This window comes from Devosia sp. 1635, from assembly GCF_013185955.1.
Classification (GTDB): Bacteria; Pseudomonadota; Alphaproteobacteria; order Rhizobiales; family Devosiaceae; genus Devosia.
On the sequence record NZ_JABAOM010000002.1, the window covers coordinates 502,453 to 522,831 of the forward strand.

At 64.2% G+C, this 20,379-nt stretch carries 18 protein-coding genes; 6 read left to right on the plus strand and 12 right to left on the minus strand.

Annotated features, from left to right (window positions below):
- Positions 1–28 precede the first annotated feature (28 nt).
- The 3 genes from HRU92_RS09345 to HRU92_RS09355 form a co-directional block, all read right to left on the minus strand.
- A complete protein-coding gene (locus HRU92_RS09345) occupies positions 29–1,216 on the minus strand; it encodes a CCA tRNA nucleotidyltransferase (protein ID WP_127753740.1) in 1,188 nt (395 codons plus the stop codon).
- Positions 1,213–1,833: a CoA pyrophosphatase gene (locus HRU92_RS09350; protein WP_172123838.1), complete on the minus strand. Its 621-nt coding sequence runs from the start codon at positions 1,831–1,833 to the stop codon at positions 1,213–1,215. The genes HRU92_RS09345 and HRU92_RS09350 overlap by 4 nt, the downstream gene beginning before the upstream one ends.
- 89 nt (positions 1,834–1,922) lie before the next feature.
- Positions 1,923–2,465 carry an N-acetyltransferase gene (locus HRU92_RS09355; protein WP_127753742.1) on the minus strand — a complete coding sequence of 181 codons (543 nt, stop codon included), beginning with the start codon at positions 2,463–2,465 and terminating at the stop codon, positions 1,923–1,925.
- Between the two features lie 353 nt (positions 2,466–2,818).
- Here HRU92_RS09355 and HRU92_RS09360 point away from each other — a divergent pair, with 353 nt between their 5' ends.
- Positions 2,819–3,778 (plus strand): glutathione S-transferase family protein, encoded by a 960-nt coding sequence (locus HRU92_RS09360; RefSeq protein ID WP_172123840.1) that lies wholly within the window; start codon positions 2,819–2,821, stop codon positions 3,776–3,778.
- Between the two features lie 3 nt (positions 3,779–3,781).
- Here HRU92_RS09360 and HRU92_RS09365 read toward each other — a convergent pair whose 3' ends face one another.
- Positions 3,782–4,258 carry an NUDIX domain-containing protein gene (locus tag HRU92_RS09365; protein ID WP_172123842.1) on the minus strand — a complete coding sequence of 159 codons (477 nt, stop codon included), beginning with the start codon at positions 4,256–4,258 and terminating at the stop codon, positions 3,782–3,784.
- Positions 4,259–4,368: 110 nt separating this feature from the next.
- Between HRU92_RS09365 and HRU92_RS09370 the strand changes: the two genes are divergently transcribed.
- From HRU92_RS09370 to murD, 3 genes are all read left to right on the plus strand, one after another.
- Entirely contained in the window at positions 4,369–5,259 is an 891-nt protein-coding gene (locus tag HRU92_RS09370) for a metallophosphoesterase (protein WP_172123844.1), read from the plus strand.
- A gap of 80 nt (positions 5,260–5,339) precedes the next feature.
- Positions 5,340–6,674, plus strand: coding sequence for an endonuclease domain-containing protein (locus HRU92_RS09375; RefSeq protein WP_172123846.1), 1,335 nt, complete (start codon positions 5,340–5,342; stop codon positions 6,672–6,674).
- Entirely contained in the window at positions 6,664–7,959 is a 1,296-nt protein-coding gene (murD, locus tag HRU92_RS09380; protein ID WP_172123848.1) for a UDP-N-acetylmuramoyl-L-alanine--D-glutamate ligase, read from the plus strand. The genes HRU92_RS09375 and murD overlap by 11 nt, the downstream gene beginning before the upstream one ends.
- Positions 7,960–7,969: 10 nt before the next feature.
- Here murD and HRU92_RS09385 read toward each other — a convergent pair whose 3' ends face one another.
- From HRU92_RS09385 to HRU92_RS09400, 4 genes are all read right to left on the minus strand, one after another.
- Positions 7,970–8,506 (minus strand): MgtC/SapB family protein, encoded by a 537-nt coding sequence (locus tag HRU92_RS09385; RefSeq protein ID WP_172123850.1) that lies wholly within the window; start codon positions 8,504–8,506, stop codon positions 7,970–7,972.
- 43 nt (positions 8,507–8,549) lie between these two features.
- Positions 8,550–9,602 (minus strand): NAD(P)-dependent alcohol dehydrogenase, encoded by a 1,053-nt coding sequence (locus HRU92_RS09390; protein ID WP_172123852.1) that lies wholly within the window; start codon positions 9,600–9,602, stop codon positions 8,550–8,552.
- A gap of 78 nt (positions 9,603–9,680) precedes the next feature.
- Positions 9,681–10,679, minus strand: a complete 999-nt coding sequence (locus HRU92_RS09395; RefSeq protein WP_172123854.1) for a DNA topoisomerase IB — start codon at positions 10,677–10,679, stop codon at positions 9,681–9,683.
- Positions 10,680–10,686: 7 nt separating this feature from the next.
- The gene (locus HRU92_RS09400) at positions 10,687–10,845 is read right to left on the minus strand and encodes a hypothetical protein (RefSeq protein ID WP_164854851.1); all 159 of its coding nucleotides are present in this window, start codon (positions 10,843–10,845) and stop codon (positions 10,687–10,689) included.
- Positions 10,846–10,974: 129 nt separating this feature from the next.
- Between HRU92_RS09400 and ade the strand changes: the two genes are divergently transcribed.
- Positions 10,975–12,684, plus strand: coding sequence for an adenine deaminase (gene ade / locus HRU92_RS09405; RefSeq protein WP_172123856.1), 1,710 nt, complete (start codon positions 10,975–10,977; stop codon positions 12,682–12,684).
- 2 nt (positions 12,685–12,686) lie between these two features.
- The gene (locus HRU92_RS09410) at positions 12,687–14,321 is read left to right on the plus strand and encodes a CocE/NonD family hydrolase (RefSeq protein WP_172123858.1); all 1,635 of its coding nucleotides are present in this window, start codon (positions 12,687–12,689) and stop codon (positions 14,319–14,321) included.
- Between the two features lie 2 nt (positions 14,322–14,323).
- Here HRU92_RS09410 and HRU92_RS09415 read toward each other — a convergent pair whose 3' ends face one another.
- The 4 genes from HRU92_RS09415 to HRU92_RS09430 all read right to left on the minus strand — a co-directional run bounded on the left by HRU92_RS09415 (position 14,324) and on the right by HRU92_RS09430 (position 20,355).
- Entirely contained in the window at positions 14,324–16,495 is a 2,172-nt protein-coding gene (locus HRU92_RS09415; RefSeq protein WP_172123860.1) for a malate synthase G, read from the minus strand.
- A 35-nt stretch (positions 16,496–16,530) separates the two neighbouring features.
- The gene (gene guaD / locus HRU92_RS09420) at positions 16,531–17,847 is read right to left on the minus strand and encodes a guanine deaminase (protein ID WP_172123862.1); all 1,317 of its coding nucleotides are present in this window, start codon (positions 17,845–17,847) and stop codon (positions 16,531–16,533) included.
- Positions 17,844–19,070 carry a urate hydroxylase PuuD gene (locus HRU92_RS09425; RefSeq protein ID WP_172123864.1) on the minus strand — a complete coding sequence of 409 codons (1,227 nt, stop codon included), beginning with the start codon at positions 19,068–19,070 and terminating at the stop codon, positions 17,844–17,846. Before HRU92_RS09425 ends, guaD begins: the two co-directional genes overlap by 4 nt.
- 199 nt (positions 19,071–19,269) lie before the next feature.
- The gene (locus HRU92_RS09430) at positions 19,270–20,355 is read right to left on the minus strand and encodes a BMP family ABC transporter substrate-binding protein (RefSeq protein ID WP_127753756.1); all 1,086 of its coding nucleotides are present in this window, start codon (positions 20,353–20,355) and stop codon (positions 19,270–19,272) included.
- Positions 20,356–20,379 lie beyond the last annotated feature (24 nt).

Below are 20,379 nucleotides of genomic sequence, written 5' to 3' on the forward strand. Positions count from 1 at the left end.
CTGGACTGCTGCAGGCGCTCGGCTCCGCTCATACCTGGGCGGCTGCCAGCAGCGCCTGCCGGTCCAGCGCAAAATCGCTGGCCAGCCACAACGCTTCCAGTCGCCCCAGCTCCTGGCCCAATGCCGGGCCTGGCTTCATGCCCAGCTTAAGCAGATCGGCGCCACCAATGGGCAAGGGCGGCACGACGATTTCCCCGACCCGCCGCTGCATCTCGACGGTTGCTTCGGCACTCCAGCCACCCAATGCCGCCGCGACCAGCACCCCTTCCCCGCACCCTGCTCCAAAGCGATAAAGCGCTTCACTCAACTGGCGCTGCAACAACAGCCTTGCCGCCGCGAGCACCTCTACGGCTTCGCGGACGGTTTCATTGGCCAATCGCCAGCTGTGCTGCAGCTGTTCTGGATTGCTCTCTCCCAGCAGCAGCGCCAGCCGCCCGCTCACCGCCACCCCACCCAGTTCTTCATACCGCTCCAGCGCCGCCAGGCCTGGCACCTCAAGCTCGAGCAACCCGATACCGGCCATCACCCGCAAGGTCGCCGCGATCTGCGGCAAGGCCAGCATCCGCAGCATTTCCCCGCCCACCCGCTCGGCGGAAAGATGATCGAGCGCACCAACCGCCGCCGCACAGGCCGCCAGCGCTGCGGCATCTAGGCTCTGCCCGGCAAACCGCGCCGAAAAGCGGAAGAACCGATAAACCCGCAAACCGTCTTCGGCGATTCGTTGTGCCGGATCGCCAATGAACCGCACCCGGCCATTGAGCGCATCGTCCAATCCGCTCAGCGGGTCAAAAAGCGTCCCATCGGCAAAGGCATAGAGGGCATTGAGAGTGAAATCGCGCCGCGCCGCATCTTCCGCCCAGTCGGACCCAAACGCCACCACCGCATGCCGCCCATCGGTTTCCACATCCCGCCGCAGCGTGGTGACCTCGACCAGCGTTTCACCCAGCCGCAGCGTCACGGTACCGTGCTCAATTCCGGTCGGATAAGACGCAATCCCCGCCTCTTCCGCGCGCCGTACCACCTCGGCTGGCAACAACTCGGTTGCCATGTCGATATCAACGTCACTGCGTCCCAAAATGGTGTCGCGCACCACCCCACCCACTGCGCGGGTGCGCCCTCTCGCGCCATCCAGCGCCGCAAAGATTGCCTGGGTTTCGGCGCGCTGCCGCCATTCGGCATCGCGCAAGCGCTGCTGCGCTTCGGCTGCCTCCGTCATGGCCGTGCCCCCGTCACCAGGTCGCGAAACAGCCGCGTCAGATTGGCGGTGATGCCCCAGATTCGGTGGCCGTCATGGTCGATCTGCCAGGTGCGGTGCACTGTTCCGCCCCGCTCCACCTTGACCTCGCCATAGCTTTGCGGATCGAGCACACGGCTCAGCGGCACCTCGAAGACCGAATGCACTTCCCCGGGATTGGGCACAAAGGGGCCGCTCGGCTCCACTGCGGCGACCACCGGGGTAATGAGATAATTGGTGCCGGTGAAATAGGTCGGCATGAAGCCCAGCACCCGCGCATCGCTGCGCACCATGCCTACTTCCTCGAAGGCCTCGCGCAGCGCCGCTGCCGCCACATCGGCGTCTTGCGGGTCAACCTTGCCGCCGGGAAACGCCACCTGCCCCGAATGCGAGCGCAGGTCGGGCGAGCGCTCGGTATAAAGCACCGTGTGCCCTTCGGGCCGCCGGATCAGCCCGATCAACACCGCCGCCGGCACGGGCGGCCGATTGAACGGGCGCGCCGGCGACCAATCGGGCACCAGCAGGTGCCGCTCAGGCAATTCAGGAGGTTGCGCCAGCAGCCGTGCTGCCAGCGCATCAAGGTCTAGTTCTGCAATCAAGCGTCACCGGCGCGAACAATCATCGCCCCTATCTATGACACAGCGCCCGTCCCTGCACGCGCCTTTTGCAAGCCGGGTGCAGGCAGTACTCAGGCCCCGAAGGCGCCGATCACGCCGCTCAGCGACTTGGCCAGCGCCGGATCTTCGGCCAGCAGCAGCACGCGGTTGGGGTCGACCGGCCCGGGGAACTGGATGGCACCAGGCACGGTCGGGACCCACCCCAGCGGGCAATAATAATCCTGGTCACCCACCAGCAGCACGAATTTACCCTCGTTGCGGGCCAGGGCGCGCTTGCTGACCTCAAGCGCCAGCAGCTTGCCGGCGCCGCGCTTCCGGAAATTGGGGTGCGTTGCCAGCGGGCCCAGCAGATAGCCATTGCTGCCGCCCACGCTGATCGGGGTCATCCACACCGAACCGCATGGCACGCCATCCACTTCGGCAACAAGGCTCAGGCTCTTGTCGATCGGAAAACGCTCGCGGATGCGAAAGGCCGTCCGCGCAAACCGGCCCGGGCCAAAGGCAATGGCCTGCAGCTCATCGATGAAGGTGTCATCGGCAGGAGTTGCTGGGCGAACGGAAAGCACACCGGCATGAGGAGCAGCCGAAACGGCTGTGGACGCGGCAATGGTCATGGCAAAATCCAAAATGGAAGCAGCAGGCAGAAACCCGGCGCCACAAAAAGCGCGCCGCTCAAAAACCCTCTAGGGTCGTCGTGTTGCCAGCAAAACCTTTACCATCCTGGGCGCCTCCACGCCTGAAATCCGCATTAGCACCACCATGGCCCTGCGTAAACAAAAAGGTCGTACCGGGTGCCGGCAAAAACAAGAGCGAGCGGTCCGTGTTTCTTTTGCACAACGATTTGTTGCCGATTTGGCTGCTTATCCGGGCGGGCATTCTCCCCTATTTCCCCGTTCAATCCTGCAACAACCCGACGCTTGCGGGACTTTACCTCGCATGCGCAACAAACTCGTGAAAGAGCCTCATCATGGGACAGCTGATCGACGGAAAATGGTCCGACCAATGGTATGATACCAAGAAGACCGGCGGAAAGTTCGAGCGCTCCCAATCGGGCTTTCGCAACTGGATCACCGCCGATGGCAGCCCCGGCCTCTCTGGCGAAGGCGGCTTCAAGGCCGAAGCGGGCCGCTACCACCTCTATGTGTCCCTCGCCTGCCCCTGGGCACATCGCACCTTGATCTTCCGGCGCCTCAAGGAGCTCGATGACCTGATCTCGGTTTCGGTCGTTTCCCCCAAAATGCCCGATGAAACCGGCTGGACCTTCAAGACCGATGAAGGCTCCACTGGCGACGCCCTCTTTGGCAAGGACATGCTCTGGCAGGTCTATACCGAGGCCGACCCGCATTATACCGGCCGCGTCACCGTGCCGGTGCTCTGGGACAAGCAGCGCGGCACCATCGTGTCCAATGAAAGTGCCGAGATCATCCGCATGTTCAACTCGGCCTTCAACGAGCTGACCGGCAACACCGAGGACTTCTATCCCGCCGAGCTGCGCGAGCGCATCGATGAGCTCAACCCACGCATCTATGACGACATCAACAACGGGGTCTACAAGGCCGGCTTTGCCACGACCCAGGCCGCCTATGACGAAGCCGTGGTCAAGCTCTTTTCAGCCCTCGACTGGGTGGAGGACCTGCTCGGCCAGACCGCTTACCTCACCGGCGAGAACATCACCGAAGCCGATTGGCGTCTCTTTACCACGCTGGTGCGGTTCGACGCGGTATATGTCGGCCACTTCAAGTGCAACCGCCGCCGCATTGCCGATTATCCCAACCTCTCGCATTATCTCAAGGCGCTCTACGAGGTGCCCGGCGTCAAGGAAACGGTCGACCTCGACCATATTCGCACCCACTACTACTGGAGCCACGTCACCATTAATCCGACGCGGATCATTCCGATCGGCCCGGAACTGCCCTTTCTGAGCTAAGGCTCAGTAGCCCCAGGTCTCGCGGCGTGGCGCCCCGTCGAACACTTCGTCGACGCGCTGCGAGGTCGCGGGGGTAACCTTTTCGGGCAGTTGCGTGCGCTCAAACCAGCCCACCTCGGCGATCTCGTAGTTGGGCTTGAACTCGAACGCCTGCTCGAACTCGCGGCCGACGAAAAACGCCACATGGTCCCGGTTCGTGACCGGGCCCGTATTGTGGTAAAGCCCGAACAGCTCCAGGCGTCCCGTGCTGCGAAAGCCGGTTTCCTCGACCAGTTCGCGCTGGGCGGCCAGTTCGGCCGTTTCCCCTGGCTTCACCCCGCCGCCGGGAAACTGCCAGCCCGGCACATAAGTGTGCCGAATCAACAGCACCTTGTCGCCATCCACCAGCATCACGCGCGCGCCGATGGTCATGCGATGGGTCAGCCCCATGACGTTGAGGAATACCTTGGCCCGAATTTGCTGAAAGCGATTCATCTGCATGGCTTCACTCCGTTGGCTTAGGCGTAGCAGAGAGTGTTACCGACCACAAAATCGTGCCTTGAGTGAGTTCGTCATTTTCTTGCGGCAGTGCTTCTGGCATTACAGCGACAATGATCACCCTCGCCCACATTTCCGACATTCACCTGTCCCCCATGCCCCAGGTTGCCGTCCGCGACCTGGTCGGCAAACGGCTCACGGGCTATCTCAACTGGAAGCTGCGCCGCCATGGCGAGCTCAACAGCGGCACGCTGGCGAGCCTGGTTGCTCACCTGCAGAGCCAGAATGCCGATTTCACCGCCGTGACGGGCGACCTCACCAACCTGGCGCTGAAATCCGAAATCACCCGGGCTGGCGAATGGCTGCAAGCCTTGGGCAGCCCGGAAAAGATCTGTGTTTGCCCGGGCAATCACGACGCCTATGTTCCGGGCGCGCTGGAAGCGGCCGAGGACATCTGGGGCGACTACATGAAGGGCGAGACCGTCGACGACGCGATCTATCCCTTCGTGCGCCGCCAGGGTGAACTGGCCGTGGTCTCCTGCTCCAGCGCCGTGCCGACCCGCCCCTTCGTGGCTCTCGGCCGCTTCGACGAAAAGCAGGCCAGCCGCCTCGCGCGCATTCTCAAGGTTCTGGGCGAAGGCGGCTACTATCGCGCAGTCCTCATCCATCACCCGCCCTGCCAGGAACTGCAGCACCCCTCCTTCGGGCTCAAGGGGCATCGCCTCTTCCGTCAGGTCATCGCCGAATGCGGGGCCGAACTAATCCTGCATGGCCACACCCACCGCTCCTCGATCCACACCATTCCCGGTGTTGGCCGCGAAGTGCCGGTGGTTGGCGTTGCCGCTGCCAGCGCCGCTCAGGGCGGCACGCTCGACGATCCCGCGCGCTACAACCTCTTCCGCATCGAAAAGACCGGGGACACCTGGTCCTGCACCATGCGCGAATTCGGCTTCCAGCGTTTGGGCAACGACATCGTCATGCGCCTGCAGATGCGCCTCTACTAGGCGCCTCTCCCCCATCGCGCACAAATCAACTATATCAGGGCAAAGCCGGCCATGGGGCCGGCGCGGAGATGCGATAGGCAGTGCAGTCCCAGTTCCTTATCGAGCGGCCGATCTTTGATGCCGCCAATGCCACCGCCCGCTTCAGCTATGGGCTGGATGGCCGCCACTTCATCGAAGTGCTGGAATTCCCCGCCATCGCCGAGCCGGCGGCACTCACCTCGCCAGCCTTCCTCAAGCTGCTCGACCTGACCGCAATCGTCCTCGGCGTCAGCTACTTCAAGCTCAAGGCCCCGCTCGAAATCTGTGCGCCAAATATCGCGCTGACCCAGAGCGAAACCGCGTTCGTGCTCGACGTCTACGAGAACGGCTTGGGCGAGTTCTACGCGCGCAACAACCTGTCGCGCTTCGGCAAGCTCGTGGTCTCGACGCCCCATGATGTGACCACATCAGCCGACCGCAAGCTTGAACTACCCAACCGTGCCCTGCTGCCCATTGGCGGGGGGAAGGATTCGCTGGTCAGCGTTGAACTCCTGTCCGCCGCCGCCATCCCCTTCACCCCTTTTGCGGTCAATCCCAAGGGCCCGATCCTGACCTCGGTCGACAAGATCGGCGTGCCCCCGGTCTATGTTCGCCGCATCCTCGACAAGGAAATGATCCGGCTGGGCAAGGAGCCGGGCTTTTACAACGGCCACGTCCCCTCCACCGCCATCAATTCCATGATCGCCTCGCTCTGCGCGCTGCTCTTTGGCTTCAACCGCATCGTGCTGTCCAACGAGCGTTCCGCCAGCGAAGGCAATGTCGTGTTCGATGGCCGCGAGGCCAATCACCAATATTCCAAGTCGCTGGGCTTTGAGCGCACCATTGCCACCATCCTCGCCGAAGCCACCGGTGGCGCGCTCGAATACTTCTCGCTTCTGCGCCCCTATTCGGAAGCGCGCATCGCGGCGCTCTTTGCTCGCGAAACCCGCTATGACCGGGTCTTTTCCAGCTGCAACCAGAACTTCAAGCTGGCCGGTCATGATGGCCCGCTCTGGTGCGGCCACTGCCCCAAATGCCACTTCGTCTTCCTGATCTTCGCCCCAGTCATGGACAAGGCGCGGCTTCTCTCCATCTTTGGCCAGAACCTGCTCGACAATAGCGAGAACGAAGCCTCCTTCCGCGAACTGACCGGCCTTGCCGGCCAAAAACCCTGGGAATGCGTCGGCGAGATCCTTGAAGCTGCCGCCTGCCTATACGCTTTGGCCGAGCGCCCGGAATGGTCCGGCGACACGATCGTCGCGCGCCTCAAGCCCGATCTCGAAGCCCAGTATGGCGCTCCGGCCCTGGCTGCTGCCCTCGACGACCTGATGGCCGACAGTCCCGATCACCTGATCCCCGCCCCGGTTCTTGCCGCAGTGTCCCCCCATGCCGTTTGATGCTCCCGTGCTGCTCTACGGTGCTGGCCGCGAAGCGCTCTCCACCCGCGCCTTTCTCGCCGCCCGTCACCCCGACCTGCCCGTCTTCGTGACCACCGATAGCGGCACCGCCGATCTGCCCGGCACCACCTTTATTGCCCCGGCGGAACTGCCCGCCGCCTTTGCCGAAGGCCGCTTCGGCCTCATCGTCAAAAGCCCCGGCGTCTCGCTCTACAAGCCCGTCTTCGAGCTCGCCCGGCAAGCCGGCATCCCCGTCACTTCCAATCTCAATCTCTGGGCGCAGACCTACCGCACCGGCCGCCAGGTGATCGCCATCACCGGCACCAAGGGCAAGTCCACCACCGCCACCCTCACCCATCTGATGCTGACCCAATCAGGCGTCGATGCCGGCCTTGCCGGCAATGTCGGCCTCGCCCCGCTCGAAATCGCCGATCGCCACCAAACGGTGATCTTCGAGCTCTCGAGCTACCAGACCGCCGACATGGGTTTTGCGCCCGATATCGCCGCGCTCACCAATCTTTATCCCGAACATGTGGATTGGCACGGCTCGGTCGAGCGCTATTACGCCGACAAGCTCCATCTGCTCGCCCAGCCCGGTGACATCCGCATCGCTCTCGGCACGCCGGCGCAAACCAATCCCCGCGTCCTCGCCGCCTTGCGGGCCCCCGCCCAGCTACTGCCCGCTCTTGCTGCCGATTCTGTCGCCGCCATCACCGCCGCGGCCTGCACCTCCCGTCTCAAGGGCGCCCACAATCTCGATAACGCCAAGCTCGCCGCCCAGATCGCGCTGGCGGCAGGCGGCACTCTCGACGGTATCCTCGCCGGTATTGCCGCCTTCCAGCCCCTGCCCCATCGGCTCGAGGAACATCGCATCGGCGACCTCGTCTTTGTCGACGATTCCATCTCCACCACGCCCGAAGCCACCAAGGCGGCGCTCGCCGCCTATCGCGGGTACCGCATCGCCCTGATCGCGGGCGGCCATGAGCGCGAGCAGGACTACGGCGAACTCGCCGGCCTCCTCGCCGGCGCGGGGGTGACCACCCTCGCCTGCTTGCCCGTCACCGGCGCCCGCCTGGCCGACTCCACCCGCAGGGCCGCGCCCCAGATCACCGTGTTGACCCCACCCGATCTCGACAGCGCCATGCGCGCCCTCGTCGAACACCGGGCGCAGTTCGACGCCGTGCTCCTCTCGCCCGGCGCGCCGTCCTATAATCAGTTCAAGAATTTCGAGGAACGCGGCCGCCGCTTCATCGAGCTGGCGCAGGCGCTGTTCAGCCCGTCCTGATCCCCGGTAGCTAGCGCTCCAGATCTTGGCTTGCCTGCGCCGCCTCGCGTGGGTCCTTCACATGCCGAAGGACATTGTGCGACCAGGCGCGCAGCAGCGCCAGCACGATCACGGCGAGCACCGCAACGCCCACCGCCATCGGGTAATAACCCAGCGCGCAGGCGATGCCCACGGCACCGGCCAGCCACATGCCGGCCCCGGTGGTCAGCCCCTGCACGCTCCTCCCGCTGCGGAAAATGGCACCGGCCCCCAGGAACGCGATGCCGGCAGTTACCGCCTCGATGACACGGATGGGATCAGCCCGCGAGCCGTTGCCGCCTGCACCGCCGCCAACATCGATCGTGTGATAAATCTCGAAGGTCAGGATAGTGAACAGCGCCGCCGCCACGGCAACAAGAATATGGGTGCGCAGCCCCGCTTCGGCGGTGTTGACCTGCCGCTCAAAGCCGATCATCCCGCCCAGCACCGCGGCCATCAGCAGCCGGACCGCGATGATGTGGGTGGGCAGATAGGTGTGCACCCAGCCCCATTCATTGCCCACATCCATCGCCTGCTCCTTGTCGAAACAAGTCCGGCCGTCGGTGCTGCGATCAGGCGGTCTCCGCCACCCGGATCTGCAGCTTCACGTCGTCGGGCCGCGCTTCCACCGCCCGGTCGAACGCCTTGATCGAATCCTCGAAGGCAAACGTCTCCGAGATCAGGGGTTTGAGATCCACCCGCCCCGAAGCAAACAGCGCAATCGCCCGGTCATACTGGTGGGCATAGCGGAACACGTTTTCGATCCGCACTTCCTTGGTGGAAGCGGCTGCGATGTCCACCTTGACCGGCTCCACCGGCAAGCCCACAACGACGATCGTGCCCGCTGGCCGCGGCAAGTCCATGATGGTTTCCCACGCCTTGGGCGAGCCCGAGCATTCAAACACCACATCGGCGCCCCAGCCCTCGGTCAGACGCTTCACCTCTTCAACGAGGTTTTGTTCGCGGATATTGACCGGAATGACGCCCTGGTACTTGGCGGCGATATCGAGCTTGGGCTGCGCCAGATCGGCAACGATCACCCGCGCACAACCGCCAGCGAGGGCGGCAATTGCCACCATGGTCCCGATCGGACCAGCGCCCAGCACCACTGCGGTATCGCCAGGCTTGATCCCGGCCTTGGTGGCCGCCTGCATGCCCACGGCAAATGGCTCAACCATCGCGCCTTCGGCAAAGCTCACATTATCGGGCAGCTTGAAAGTATAATTGGCGGGATGCACGACTTCCGAAGTCAGCACCCCATGCACCGGCGGCGTCGCCCAAAAACTCACCGCGGGATCGACATTGTAGAGCCCCAGCCGTGACGCCCGCGAATTGGGATCGGGAATACCCGGCTCCATGCAGACCCGGTCGCCGACCTTGAGATGGGTGACGCCCTCGCCCACCTCGACGACGGTGCCCGCCGCCTCATGGCCCAGCACCATGGGATCGTTGACCACGAACGGCCCGATCTTGCCATGAGTGTAGTAATGTACGTCCGAGCCACACACGCCCACCGTGTGGATCGCGATCTTGACCATGCCCGGCCCGACCTCGAGTGGCAGGTCGATCTCGCGCAGCTTGAGCTCGTGTTGCCGCTCCAGCACCAGTGCCCGCACTTTTGTCATTGCTCTTCCCTATTCAAGACGCATGCTATCGTCTTGCCTAGCGCGTCCCTTATCCCGGTGCAATCGCGCAGCCTCTCATCAGCTGACGCTGGCCAGTACGGCCGCCAGCCGCTTTTCGCGCTGCAGCAATCCCGCGCGCCCCGGCCCCGCCGAGGACCACAGATCCTGCAGCTTGCCCTCGTCGAACAGCTTGAACAGGCACGGGGTGATGTAGGACTTGCGGCAGATCGCCGGCGTGTTCTTGAGCACTTCTGATACTTCGCGCGCCACCTGCGCCATCTGCCGTTTGCGCGCCGATGCCGATTTGCCCGCGTCGAGCTTGGCCAGCGATTCCGCCGCCAGCGAACTCGCCCGCAGCGTGCGGAAGTCCTTGGCGGAAATCTCGATCCCCGTGACCTCGCGCATATAGGCATTGAGTGCGCTGGTCTTGATCGGCTTGATCGCGCCCTCGGCATTGCGGAACACCAGCAGCCGCTTGCCCGGTATGGTCTTGATCCGCGCTATGGCCTGGGCCAGCCCGGCATCGGTAAAGCCATATTCGGCCCGCTTGCCGCCCTTGGCATCAAAGGCGATCACCACATCATCGCCCGACACCCGCACATCGCGCGAAAACAGCGTTCCCGCGCCGCGCGTGCCATTGGCTTCGAGATATTTTTCGCGCCCCACCCGCATGGCGGTGCGGTCGATCAATGCCACGCCGATGGCGAGCGCCAGCTCCCGGCCGCCGGCAGGCGCCAAGAGATCCTGCTGCACCTGCTTGCGCAGCCGCGGCAACACAGCGGTCATCAGCGACAACCGCTTGACCTTCTTACCCTCGCGCCGCAATTCCCAATCGGCATGGTAGACATATTGCTCGCGCCCGGCCTCATCCTTGCCCACCGCCTGGATATGCCCATTGGGCTTGGCCGAAACGCGCACATCCTTCCAGGCCGGGGGAATCCCCAACGCCTGCACGCGCGACTTGATAGCGGGATCCACAACAAGGGCCCCGGTGCTATCGAAATAGCAAAAGCCCTTGCCGCGACGCTGGCGGATAATGGTGAGATCGCTTCTGGCGACCTTAACGAGCCGAACCATGTTGGTGTCAGGTTGGGTTAGGCTGCGCTCCGGCAAAGACCATGTAGACGATGGCAAACAGCACGATCACGGCCACCAGCGACATGATCAGCACGCGCAAGTTCATCTTGCGGGGGCTGGCCTGCGTAGTTTCGGTCGTGTTCTTGTGCGGATCGTAGGTTTCCATAGAGCTCTCCCAGAGTGTGCATTGGAAACGTGTGCCATGCCGTCGCGGTTCCCCCTTGCAACCGCACGAGGGCTTGACCGCTGAGCCGCCCCGGCCGACCCTCACACCCAATTGCTTTCGGAAGGCCCCATGACCAGCTCGTCTCAACTCGCCCGCATGATCCTCGTTGGCCAGGGCAAGGCCCCTGCCGATCTGGTTATCAAAAATGTCCAGCTGCTCGATGTGATCACCGGCGCCGTCACGCCCACCGATATCGCCATCGTGGACGACCGGATCGTGGGCACGCTGGCCCAGTATGATGGACTGCAGACCATTGATGGCGCTGGCCGCTTTGCCGTGCCCGGCTTCATCGACACCCATCTGCACATCGAATCCTCGCTGGTCACCCCCTTCGAGTTCGACCGCTGCGTGCTGCCCCATGGCGTCACCACCGTCCTCTGTGATCCCCACGAGATCGCCAATGTCCTGGGCGCCGAGGGCATCCGCTATTTCCTCGATTGTGCCGAGCGCACGATCATGGACATCCGCGTCAACCTCTCCTCCTGCGTGCCCGCCACCGGCTTTGAAACCAATGGCGCTACGCTCGAGATCGAAGATCTCGCCCCCTTCCGCGACCACCCCAAAGTCGTGGGGCTCGCCGAAATGATGAACTTTCCGGGCGTGCTGGCCGGGGACCCTGGCCTGCTCGCCAAGCTCGCCGCCTTCCAGGGCGGCCATATCGATGGCCATGCGCCCTTGCTGCTGGGCATGGGGCTCAACGGCTATCTCGCCGCCGCCATCCGCACCGACCACGAAGCGACTTCCGCCGCCGAAGCGCGCGAAAAGCTCGCCAAGGGCATGGCCATCCTGATCCGCGAAGGCTCGGTGTCCAAGGACCTCGAAGCCCTAGCCGAAATCCTCGATGCCGACACTTCGAGTTTTGTTGCCCTCTGCACGGATGACCGCAACCCGCTCGATATCGCCGAGGAAGGCCATCTCGACAGCTCCATCCGCCGCCTCATCGCCCGCGGCTGCCCGCTCCATCACGTCTATCGCGCCGCCTCCCATTCGGCCGCCCGCATCTTCAACCTGCGCGATCGCGGCCTGCTCGCCTCGGGCTGGCGCGCCGATATCGCGCTCCTTGATAACCTCGAGGAGTGTCGCGTTTCCGATGTGATCGCCGGCGGCCGCCTGGTCACACCAGACCGCTTTGCCGGCAGCAGCGCCACCGATCCAGTGGGCCTCAACTCGGTCAAGCTCCAGCCGGTAACCCCCGCCACCTTCAACACCCCAGCCAATCCCGCGCGCAACCAGACGCCGGTGATCGGGGTCAAGCCGGGCCTCATCCTCACCTTCCGCGAAACCGCGACTCTCGCCTCCACCGACGAAGGGCTCCAGCCCGATCTCGCAGCCGATGTGATCAAGGTCGCCGTGGTCGAGCGCCATGGCCGCAACGGCAATATCGGCCGTGGCTTTGTGACCGGCTTCGGCCTCAAGCGCGGCGCCATCGCCTCTTCCGTCGGCCATGACAGCCACAACATCACCGTAGTCGGCACCAACAACGAAGACATGACGCTGGCCGTCAACCGCCTGATCGAGCTGCGCGGCGGCTTTGCCGTGGCCGATAACGGCGCGATCACCGCCGAACTGGCGCTGCCCATTGCCGGCCTCATGAGCCTTGAGCCCTTCGAAACCGTTGCGGCTACGCTCCATGAGCTGCGCGATGCGGCCCGCGCCATTGGCTGCGTCCTGCCCGAGCCGTTCCTGCAGGTCTCCTTCCTCGCCCTCCCCGTCATCCCCCATCTCAAGATGACCGACCGCGGCCTCTTTGACGTCGACGCCTTTGCTTTCGTGGACTGACAATGAGCCTGAGCAGCCTCTTTCTGGCCTATGTCGAGGACCTGCCGCCCCGCCGCAATGGCGTGCGGAAACACCGCAACATCCCCTTCACCATGCCCGACGGCGTGGTGCTGATGACCGACCATTTCGCGCCGCGCGCCACCGGTGAGTTCCCCACCATCCTGATGCGCCTGCCCTATGGCCGCCGCGGCTTTGGCACCATCGCCCAGGTCTATGCCGAGCGCGGCTTCCACGTCGTGCTGCAGGCCTGCCGCGGCACCGAGAAATCGGGCGGCGAATTCGATCCCCTCACCAATGAGCGCGCCGATGGGCTGGCAACGCTGGATTGGCTCAAGGCCCAGCCCTGGTTCGATGGCCGGCTCGGCCTATCCGGCCCCAGCTATCTCGGCTACGCGCAATGGGCGATCTGCGATGCACTCCCGCCCGTCTCGGCCATGGCCACCAAGGTCACCACGGCCGATTTCCGCCCCGTCGTCTTTCCCTCAGGCGCCTTTCACCTCGGGCTTTGGCTCTCCTGGCTGCAGGTGATCGAGGGCCTGCGCCAGCGCCCCCTGCACACCGCCACCCGCATGTTTTCCGGCCGCATCGAGCGCACCACCGCCCAAGCTGGCATGACCCTCCCGCTCGTTGAGGCCGACCGCGCCGCCTCAGGCCATGCCGTGCCGTTCTGGCGCCACTGGTTCGAGCATTCCGTGGGCAATGACCGGTTCTGGGACGCCATCGATCACCGCCACCGCCTGACCGCCACCACGCCCCCCGTGCACTTCATTTCGGGCTGGTACGACTTCATGCTCGACCCGCTCTTGGCCGATTACGCGCGCCTCGTCGAGCTCGGCCATCGCCCTTACCTCACGGTCGGCACCTGGTTCCACATCGCCGAGGAACTGCAGCGCGACAATCTGCGCGAAACCATCTTTTGGATGCGCGCTCACCTCGAAGGCGACAGCTCCGGCCTGCGCACCAAGCCCGTCCGCATCCACATTTCGGGCCTCGACCAATGGCGCGAGTTCGAGCACTACCCGCCCGGCCCGCCCGATCTGGAGCAATGGTTCTTGGGCAGCGACGCGGCGCTCACACCCACCGCACCTACCTCCTCCGGCGTCGATCGCTACCGCTACGATCCCGCCGACCCCACGCCCAATCTGGGCGGGGCCATCTTCGCCTTCACCGGCGCGGGTCCCGTCGACAACGCCCCCCTCGAGGCCCGCAGCGATGTTCTGGTGTATTCATCGCCACCCCTCTCCGAAACGCTGACGGTGATCGGGCAAAGCACCGTGACCCTCCACGCCCGGGCCACTCTCCCCCATGCCGATTTTTTTGTGCGTTTATGCGATGTGTCGCCCGAGGGCCGGTCGATCAATATCTGCGACGGGCTTTATCGCGTCACGCCCGCCACGCCCCGAGAGCCGGATGGCTCCTGGCGGCTGGAATTCCCGCTCCACGCCACCGCCCATGCCTTCCGGCCCGGCCATCGCCTGCGCCTCTTGATCGCCTCAGGCGCCCATCCGCGCTATGCCCGTAATCTCGGCACCGATGAGCCGATCGGCACCGCCACCACCATGCTCGCCAACACGATCGAGATCTTGCACGGTCCGGGGCAGGCGACCGCGATCACCCTGCCCCGCTACCGGCTCTAGGCTTATGCCCGGGCGCGCTCGCGCGCCTTGACCTGCAGGCGCCGCGCATGCAGCACCGGCTCGGTGTAGCCGCTCGGCTGGTCAGCGCCATGCAGCGCCAGGTCTAGCGCCGCCTGGAACGCCACCGACTGCAGATTGGGCGACATCGGCCGATACAGCGGATCGCCCGCATTCTGCTCGTCCACCACGGCAGCCATGCGCTCAAAGATCGAGGTCACCTCGTCCCGGCTCACCAACCCATGGCGCAACCAATTGGCGATGTGCTGGCTCGAAATCCGGCAGGTCGCGCGATCTTCCATCAGCCCCACATTGTTGATGTCGGGCACTTTGGAACAGCCAACGCCCTGCTGCACCCAGCGCACCACATAGCCCAGGATCCCCTGCGCATTGTTCTCGGTCTCGCGAGTGATTTCTTCGCGGCTGAGCGAATAAGGCGCCTGCACCGGCATGGAGAACAGCTCCGCCAGCGACGGCGTCGCTTCGTTGTGCCGCCGGCGCTGCGCCTCGAACACATCGACCTGGTGGTAATGCAGCGCATGCAGCGTCGCCGCCGTCGGCGATGGCACCCAGGCCGTATTGGCGCCCGATTGCGGATGGCCGATCTTGGCGGCCATCATCGCCGCCATGTCGTCGGGCCGCGCCCACATGCCCTTGCCGATCTGCGCCCGGCCCGACAGCCCGCAGGCCAGCCCGATCAGCACATTGCGGTCCTCATAGGACGCGATCCAGCGCTCGAGCTTGATCTCGTCCTTGCGCAGCACCGGACCCGCTTCCATCGAGGTATGGATCTCGTCGCCCGTGCGGTCGAGGAACCCGGTATTGATGAAAAACAGCCGGTCGCGCGCGGCATGGATCGCCGCCTTGAGATTGGCGGAGGTGCGGCGCTCTTCGTCCATGATGCCGATCTTGACGGTCAGCGGTGCCAGCCCCAGCATCTTTTCAACGGACGCAAAGATGGCGCAGGCAAAGGCCACTTCCTCGGGTCCATGCATCTTGGGCTTGACGATATAGATCGCGCCCGTCGTGCTGTTGCCGCCCTTGTCATGCATGGCGCAGAGCACCGTCACCGCCGCATCCAGCAGCCCTTCGCCGATCGGCTTGCCGTCGGCGGTCTTGACCGCATCGGTGGTCATCAGGTGCCCGACATTGCGAACCAGCAGCAGCGAGCGCCCCTTGAGCACCAGTTCCCCACCCGAACGCGAGGCGTAAACCCGATCTTCCTTGAGGCGGCGGGTGACCTGCTTGCCGCCCTTTTCGAACGTGTCTTCCAGCGTGCCCTGCATCAGGCCGAGCCAGTTGCGATAAACGCCGATCTTGTCCTCGGCGTCGACAGCCGCGACCGAATCCTCGCAGTCCTGGATCGTGGTCAGCGCCGCTTCCACCACCACATCGGCAAGCCCCGCCGCGTGCTCGGCGCCGATGGCGCTCGCCTTGTCGATGACAAGGATCACATGCAGCCCGTTATGGCGCAAAACGATCTCGGCGCTGGCGCCCTCACCGCGATAGCCGACAAAGGCCTCGGGATCGCGCAAGGTGGTCGGGCCCGCCGCGGTGTCGATCACGAGAGTGGCGGTGCCACCCTGCTCGGCCACCACATAGGACGTCACGTCGGCATGGCTGCCGCGGCTGAGGGGCAGTGCTTCGTCAAGGAACGCGGCGGCACGCGCCACCACGGCCTCGCCGCGCGCAGCATTATAGCCCTTGCTCGGCGCCAACTCGCCATCGCGGCTGATCACATCCGTGCCGTAAAGCGCATCGTAAAGGCTGCCCCAGCGCGCATTGGCGGCATTGAGCGCATAGCGCGCATTGGATACCGGCACCACCAACTGCGGCCCGCAGAGGCTCGTGATCTCCGGATCGAGCCCGGTGGTCTCGATGGTGAAATCCTCGGGCTCGGCTACAAGATAGCCGATATCCCTGAGGAAAAACTCGTAACCCTGCGGGTTGTTGGCGACTGGACCATAGCGGCGGTGCCAGTCGTCGATCTTGCCCTGCAGCTCATCACGGCGCGCCAGGAACTGGGCATTGACCGGCGCGTGTTGCGCCACCACTTCGGCAAAACCGCTCCAGAACTGATCGGCGGAAACCGGCAGGCCCGGCAGGACCTCCCGCTCGACAAAGTCCACTAGTCCCGCGTCAACGGAAAGTCCGGACTTGGTCAAATATTGGCTCATGCTTACTTCCTCTTCAGGCGCGGCACAGCTTTAGGTCAAGCAGATGCCCCTGCCAACCCAACTAAGGTCGATTTAGCTCGTCTGCCTGCCACATAAACTTCGGCAATGGCGCGATCATCGCCCATGGTTTGCAGCAGGAAAAGTTCTTCTCTGAGGTGGTTCACCGTCGCCTGCCGCAGTCGCATGGCTGGCGTCGCGCCCGCATCGAGCACGACGAGATCGGCGTCACAGCCCGGCGCAATCGTGCCGATCACGCCCTCCAGCGACAGCGCTTGCGCATTGCCCAGCGTGGCCATGAAGAACGAGTGCAATGGGCTTAGCCTTTGCCCGCGCAACTGCCCAACCTTGAATCCCTCGTCGAGCGTGCGCAGCATGCCAAAACTGGTGCCCCCGCCAATATCGGTGGCAATTCCTAGCCGCACCCCTGCCCGCGCCAGCCGCTCGCGATCAAACAGGCCACTACCCAAAAAGAGGTTGGAGGTCGGGCAGAACACCGCCACCGCCCCCGTTTCCGCGAGAACCGCGGTTTCGCGATGGTTGAGGTGAATGCAGTGCCCCAGCAGCGTGCGCGGCCCCAGCAGCCCATACTGCTCATAAATGCCCGCATAGTCCGGCGCCTCCGGATACAACTCCATCGACAAGCGGATCTCGTCCGTGTTTTCGCCGAGATGGGTTTGCACATGGCAATCGGGATGCTCGGCCGCCAGCGCCTGCGCCGCCTCCAGTTGCGCGGGGGTCGAGGTGATGGCGAAGCGGGGCGTGATCGCATAACGCGCCCGGCCGCGCCCATGCCAGCGCGCGAGGAGCGCCTTGCTGTCGTCATAGCTCGCCTGGGCGGTGTCGCAGAGCGCCTCGGGCGCATTGCGGTCCATCATCACCTTGCCCGCGACCATCAGCATGTCGCGCCGTTCCGCCTCGGCGAAGAACGCGTCCACCGATTGCGGATGGCTGGAACAATAAACGGCCGCCGTCGTCGTGCCGTTGCGCACCAACTCGTCAAGGAACCCCGCCGCCACCGCGCCGGCATGTCCCTGCTGCCCGAACTTTTGTTCTTCCACGAAAGTGTAGGTGTTGAGCCATTCCAGCAGCGAGCCGGCATAGGAGGCGATCATCTGCGTCTGCACATAATGCAGATGCGTGTCGATGAAACCTGGCAGGATCAGATGCGGCCGGTGATCGATGATCTCCGCATCACGGCTATCGACCGCACCGAAGTCCCCGACCTCGACGACCTTGCCCCCGGTAATAGCAACCGCGCCATCCTCCCACAACCGGTAGCTGTCCACATCGTCGAGCCCTTGCGGCTCGCGGACAAAGCTCAGCACCCGGCCGCGCAGAATGGTGCGGCTCACTGCCCCGAGCCCTCGCGGAACCAGGCCACCAGCAGCGCCCGCTCCTCGGGCGTGATCTCGGTCACATTGCCCGGCGGCATGGCGTGGGAATAGCCGGCCTGCATGGCGACGTCGCGGGCATGGTTGGCGATCGCCGCATCGCTGTCGAGAATGACATTCTTGGGCGCCTCATAGATCCCCGGCCAGACCGGCTCGGCGGTGTGGCACATCGAACAGCGCGTCTGCACGGCAAGGCTGGCCTCGGCAAACAGGCTCGCGGCCATGAACGGCTCGGCCGCCCGCGACGCCACCGCCTCTTCGCCGACGCCCGGCAGCTTGGGGCCGCTTGAGAGCCACGCAATGATGACGAACAAGATCACCGCCACCGCCCAGGTCCAGTGCGGATTGCCCTTCCGGGCATGGCGCGTGTTGAAATAATGCCGGATCACCACGCCCACAAGGAAGATCAGCGAGGCGATGATCCAGTTCCACTGCGTCGCGAAGGCCAGCGGGTAATGGCTTGAAAGCATGAAGAAGATGACGGGCAGCGTCAGGTAGTTGTTGTGCAGGCTGCGCTGCTTGGCGATCTTGCCATATTTGGCATCGGGCACCCGCCCGGCCTTGAGATCGGCCACCACGATCTTCTGGTTGGGGATGATGATCATCGCGACATTGGCGGCCATGATCGAGGCGGTGAACGCGCCCATATGCAGCATCGCCGCCCGGCCGGTGAAGATCTGCGTATAGCCCCAGGCCATGGCGGTGAGGATCGCAAACAGCACCAGCATCAGCCCGTTCTGCGATTCACCCAGCGGCGATTTGCAGAGCCGGTTATAGACCACAAAGCCCAGCACGATGGAGCCCATGGAAAGGAGGATTGCCCCCCAGGCCGGCACATCGAGCACATTGCGATCAACCAGATACAGGTCGGCACCGACATAATAGATCAGCACCAGCAGCATGAAGCCGGACAGCCACGTCCAGTAGCTCTCCCATTTGAACCAGGTCAGGTGCTCGGGGAGGAAGTCGGGCGCCACCAGATATTTCTGGATGTGATAAAAACCCCCGCCATGCACCTGCCATTCCTCGCCATGCGCCAGCGGCGGCAGGCTCGGCGTCTTGCGCAGCCCCAGATCGAGCGCAATGAAATAAAACGACGAGCCGATCCAGGCGATTGCCGTGACCACGTGCAGCCAGCGCACCGCAAACATCAGCCATTCCCAAGCAATCGCATAATCCGGCATTTTTCGTTCCTTCGATACACCCCTGGCGGCATGCTGGCTGTTCAGCCGCCCACCGCAGCCGCGGCGCCAGCCCTCCCTCCCCATCGAGGGGAGGGCCGGGGTGGGGGTCCCTCGGTGATGCTCCGCCTCACCTCCCCCACCCGCTCAGCAAAAGGGGCAGGCCGAAACCCGCCCCTTCCAATCCGATTCGAACCCCAGCTTATGCCGGCTGTTCGACGCCTTCCACATACCAGTCCATGCTGAGCAGTTCGGCATCCGTCATGGTCACGCCGGCGGCCACACGCTCGGTGCCGGTATTGTCCTTGATGGGGCCGGTGAAGATGTGGAAAGAGCCATCGATCTGCCCGGTCCGCACCGCTTCGGCTGCAGCCTTGACCTCTTCGGTGACCTTGGGACCATAGGGCCCGATCTGCACCACGTCTTCCTTGAGGCCTTCCCAGGTGTCGCCGGCGGTCCAGGTGCCATCGATCAAGGCCTGGGCCGAAGCCACATAGCGCGGGCCCCAGTGGTCGATAATCGAGGTCAGCTGCGTTTCGGGCGCAAAGGCGCTCATATCGGCGCCCTGGCCGAACCCGCCAATAATGCCGCGTTCCTGGGCCACCTGCAGCGCTGCCGGGCCATCGGTATGCTGGGCAATGATGTCCACGCCCTGGTCGATCAGCGCGCGGGCCGCATCGGCTTCCTTGGCCGGATCGTTCCAGGTCGAGATGTAAACCGGCTTGACCGTGATGGCGGGGTTCACCTTGCGGGCCGACAGCGCCAGCGCATTGATGCCCATCACGACTTCAGGGATCGGGAACGAGCCGATATAGGCGAGCTTGCCGGTCTTGGAGAGGTGCCCGGCAATGGTGCCGCAAACGGCGCGGCCTTCGTAAAAGCGCGCATTGTAGAGGCCGACATTGTCCGCCTTCTGGTAGCCGGTGGCATGCTCGAACTTCACGTCGGGGAACTGCTGGGCAACCTTCATCACGGAGTCGCCAAAGCCAAAGCTCGTCGCAAAGATCAGCTTGTTGCCCTGCTGGGCCAGTTCGCGCAGCACGCGCTCGCAGTCCGGACCTTCCGGCACGTTCTCGACATAGGTGGTCTCGACCAGATCACCCAGCTGCTCTTCCAGGAAGATACGGCCCTGATTGTGGGCATAGTTGTAGCCATTGTCGTTGATCGTGCCGACATAGATGAAGCCCACCTTGAGCGGTTCGCCCTGGGCGAAGGCGCGGGAGCCCAGCAGCGGCAGCGCAGCGGCGGCGGCGCCTGCCTTGAGGATAGTGCGGCGGTTAAGGGTCATGTGTCTCTCCTGATGGTCGTGGTT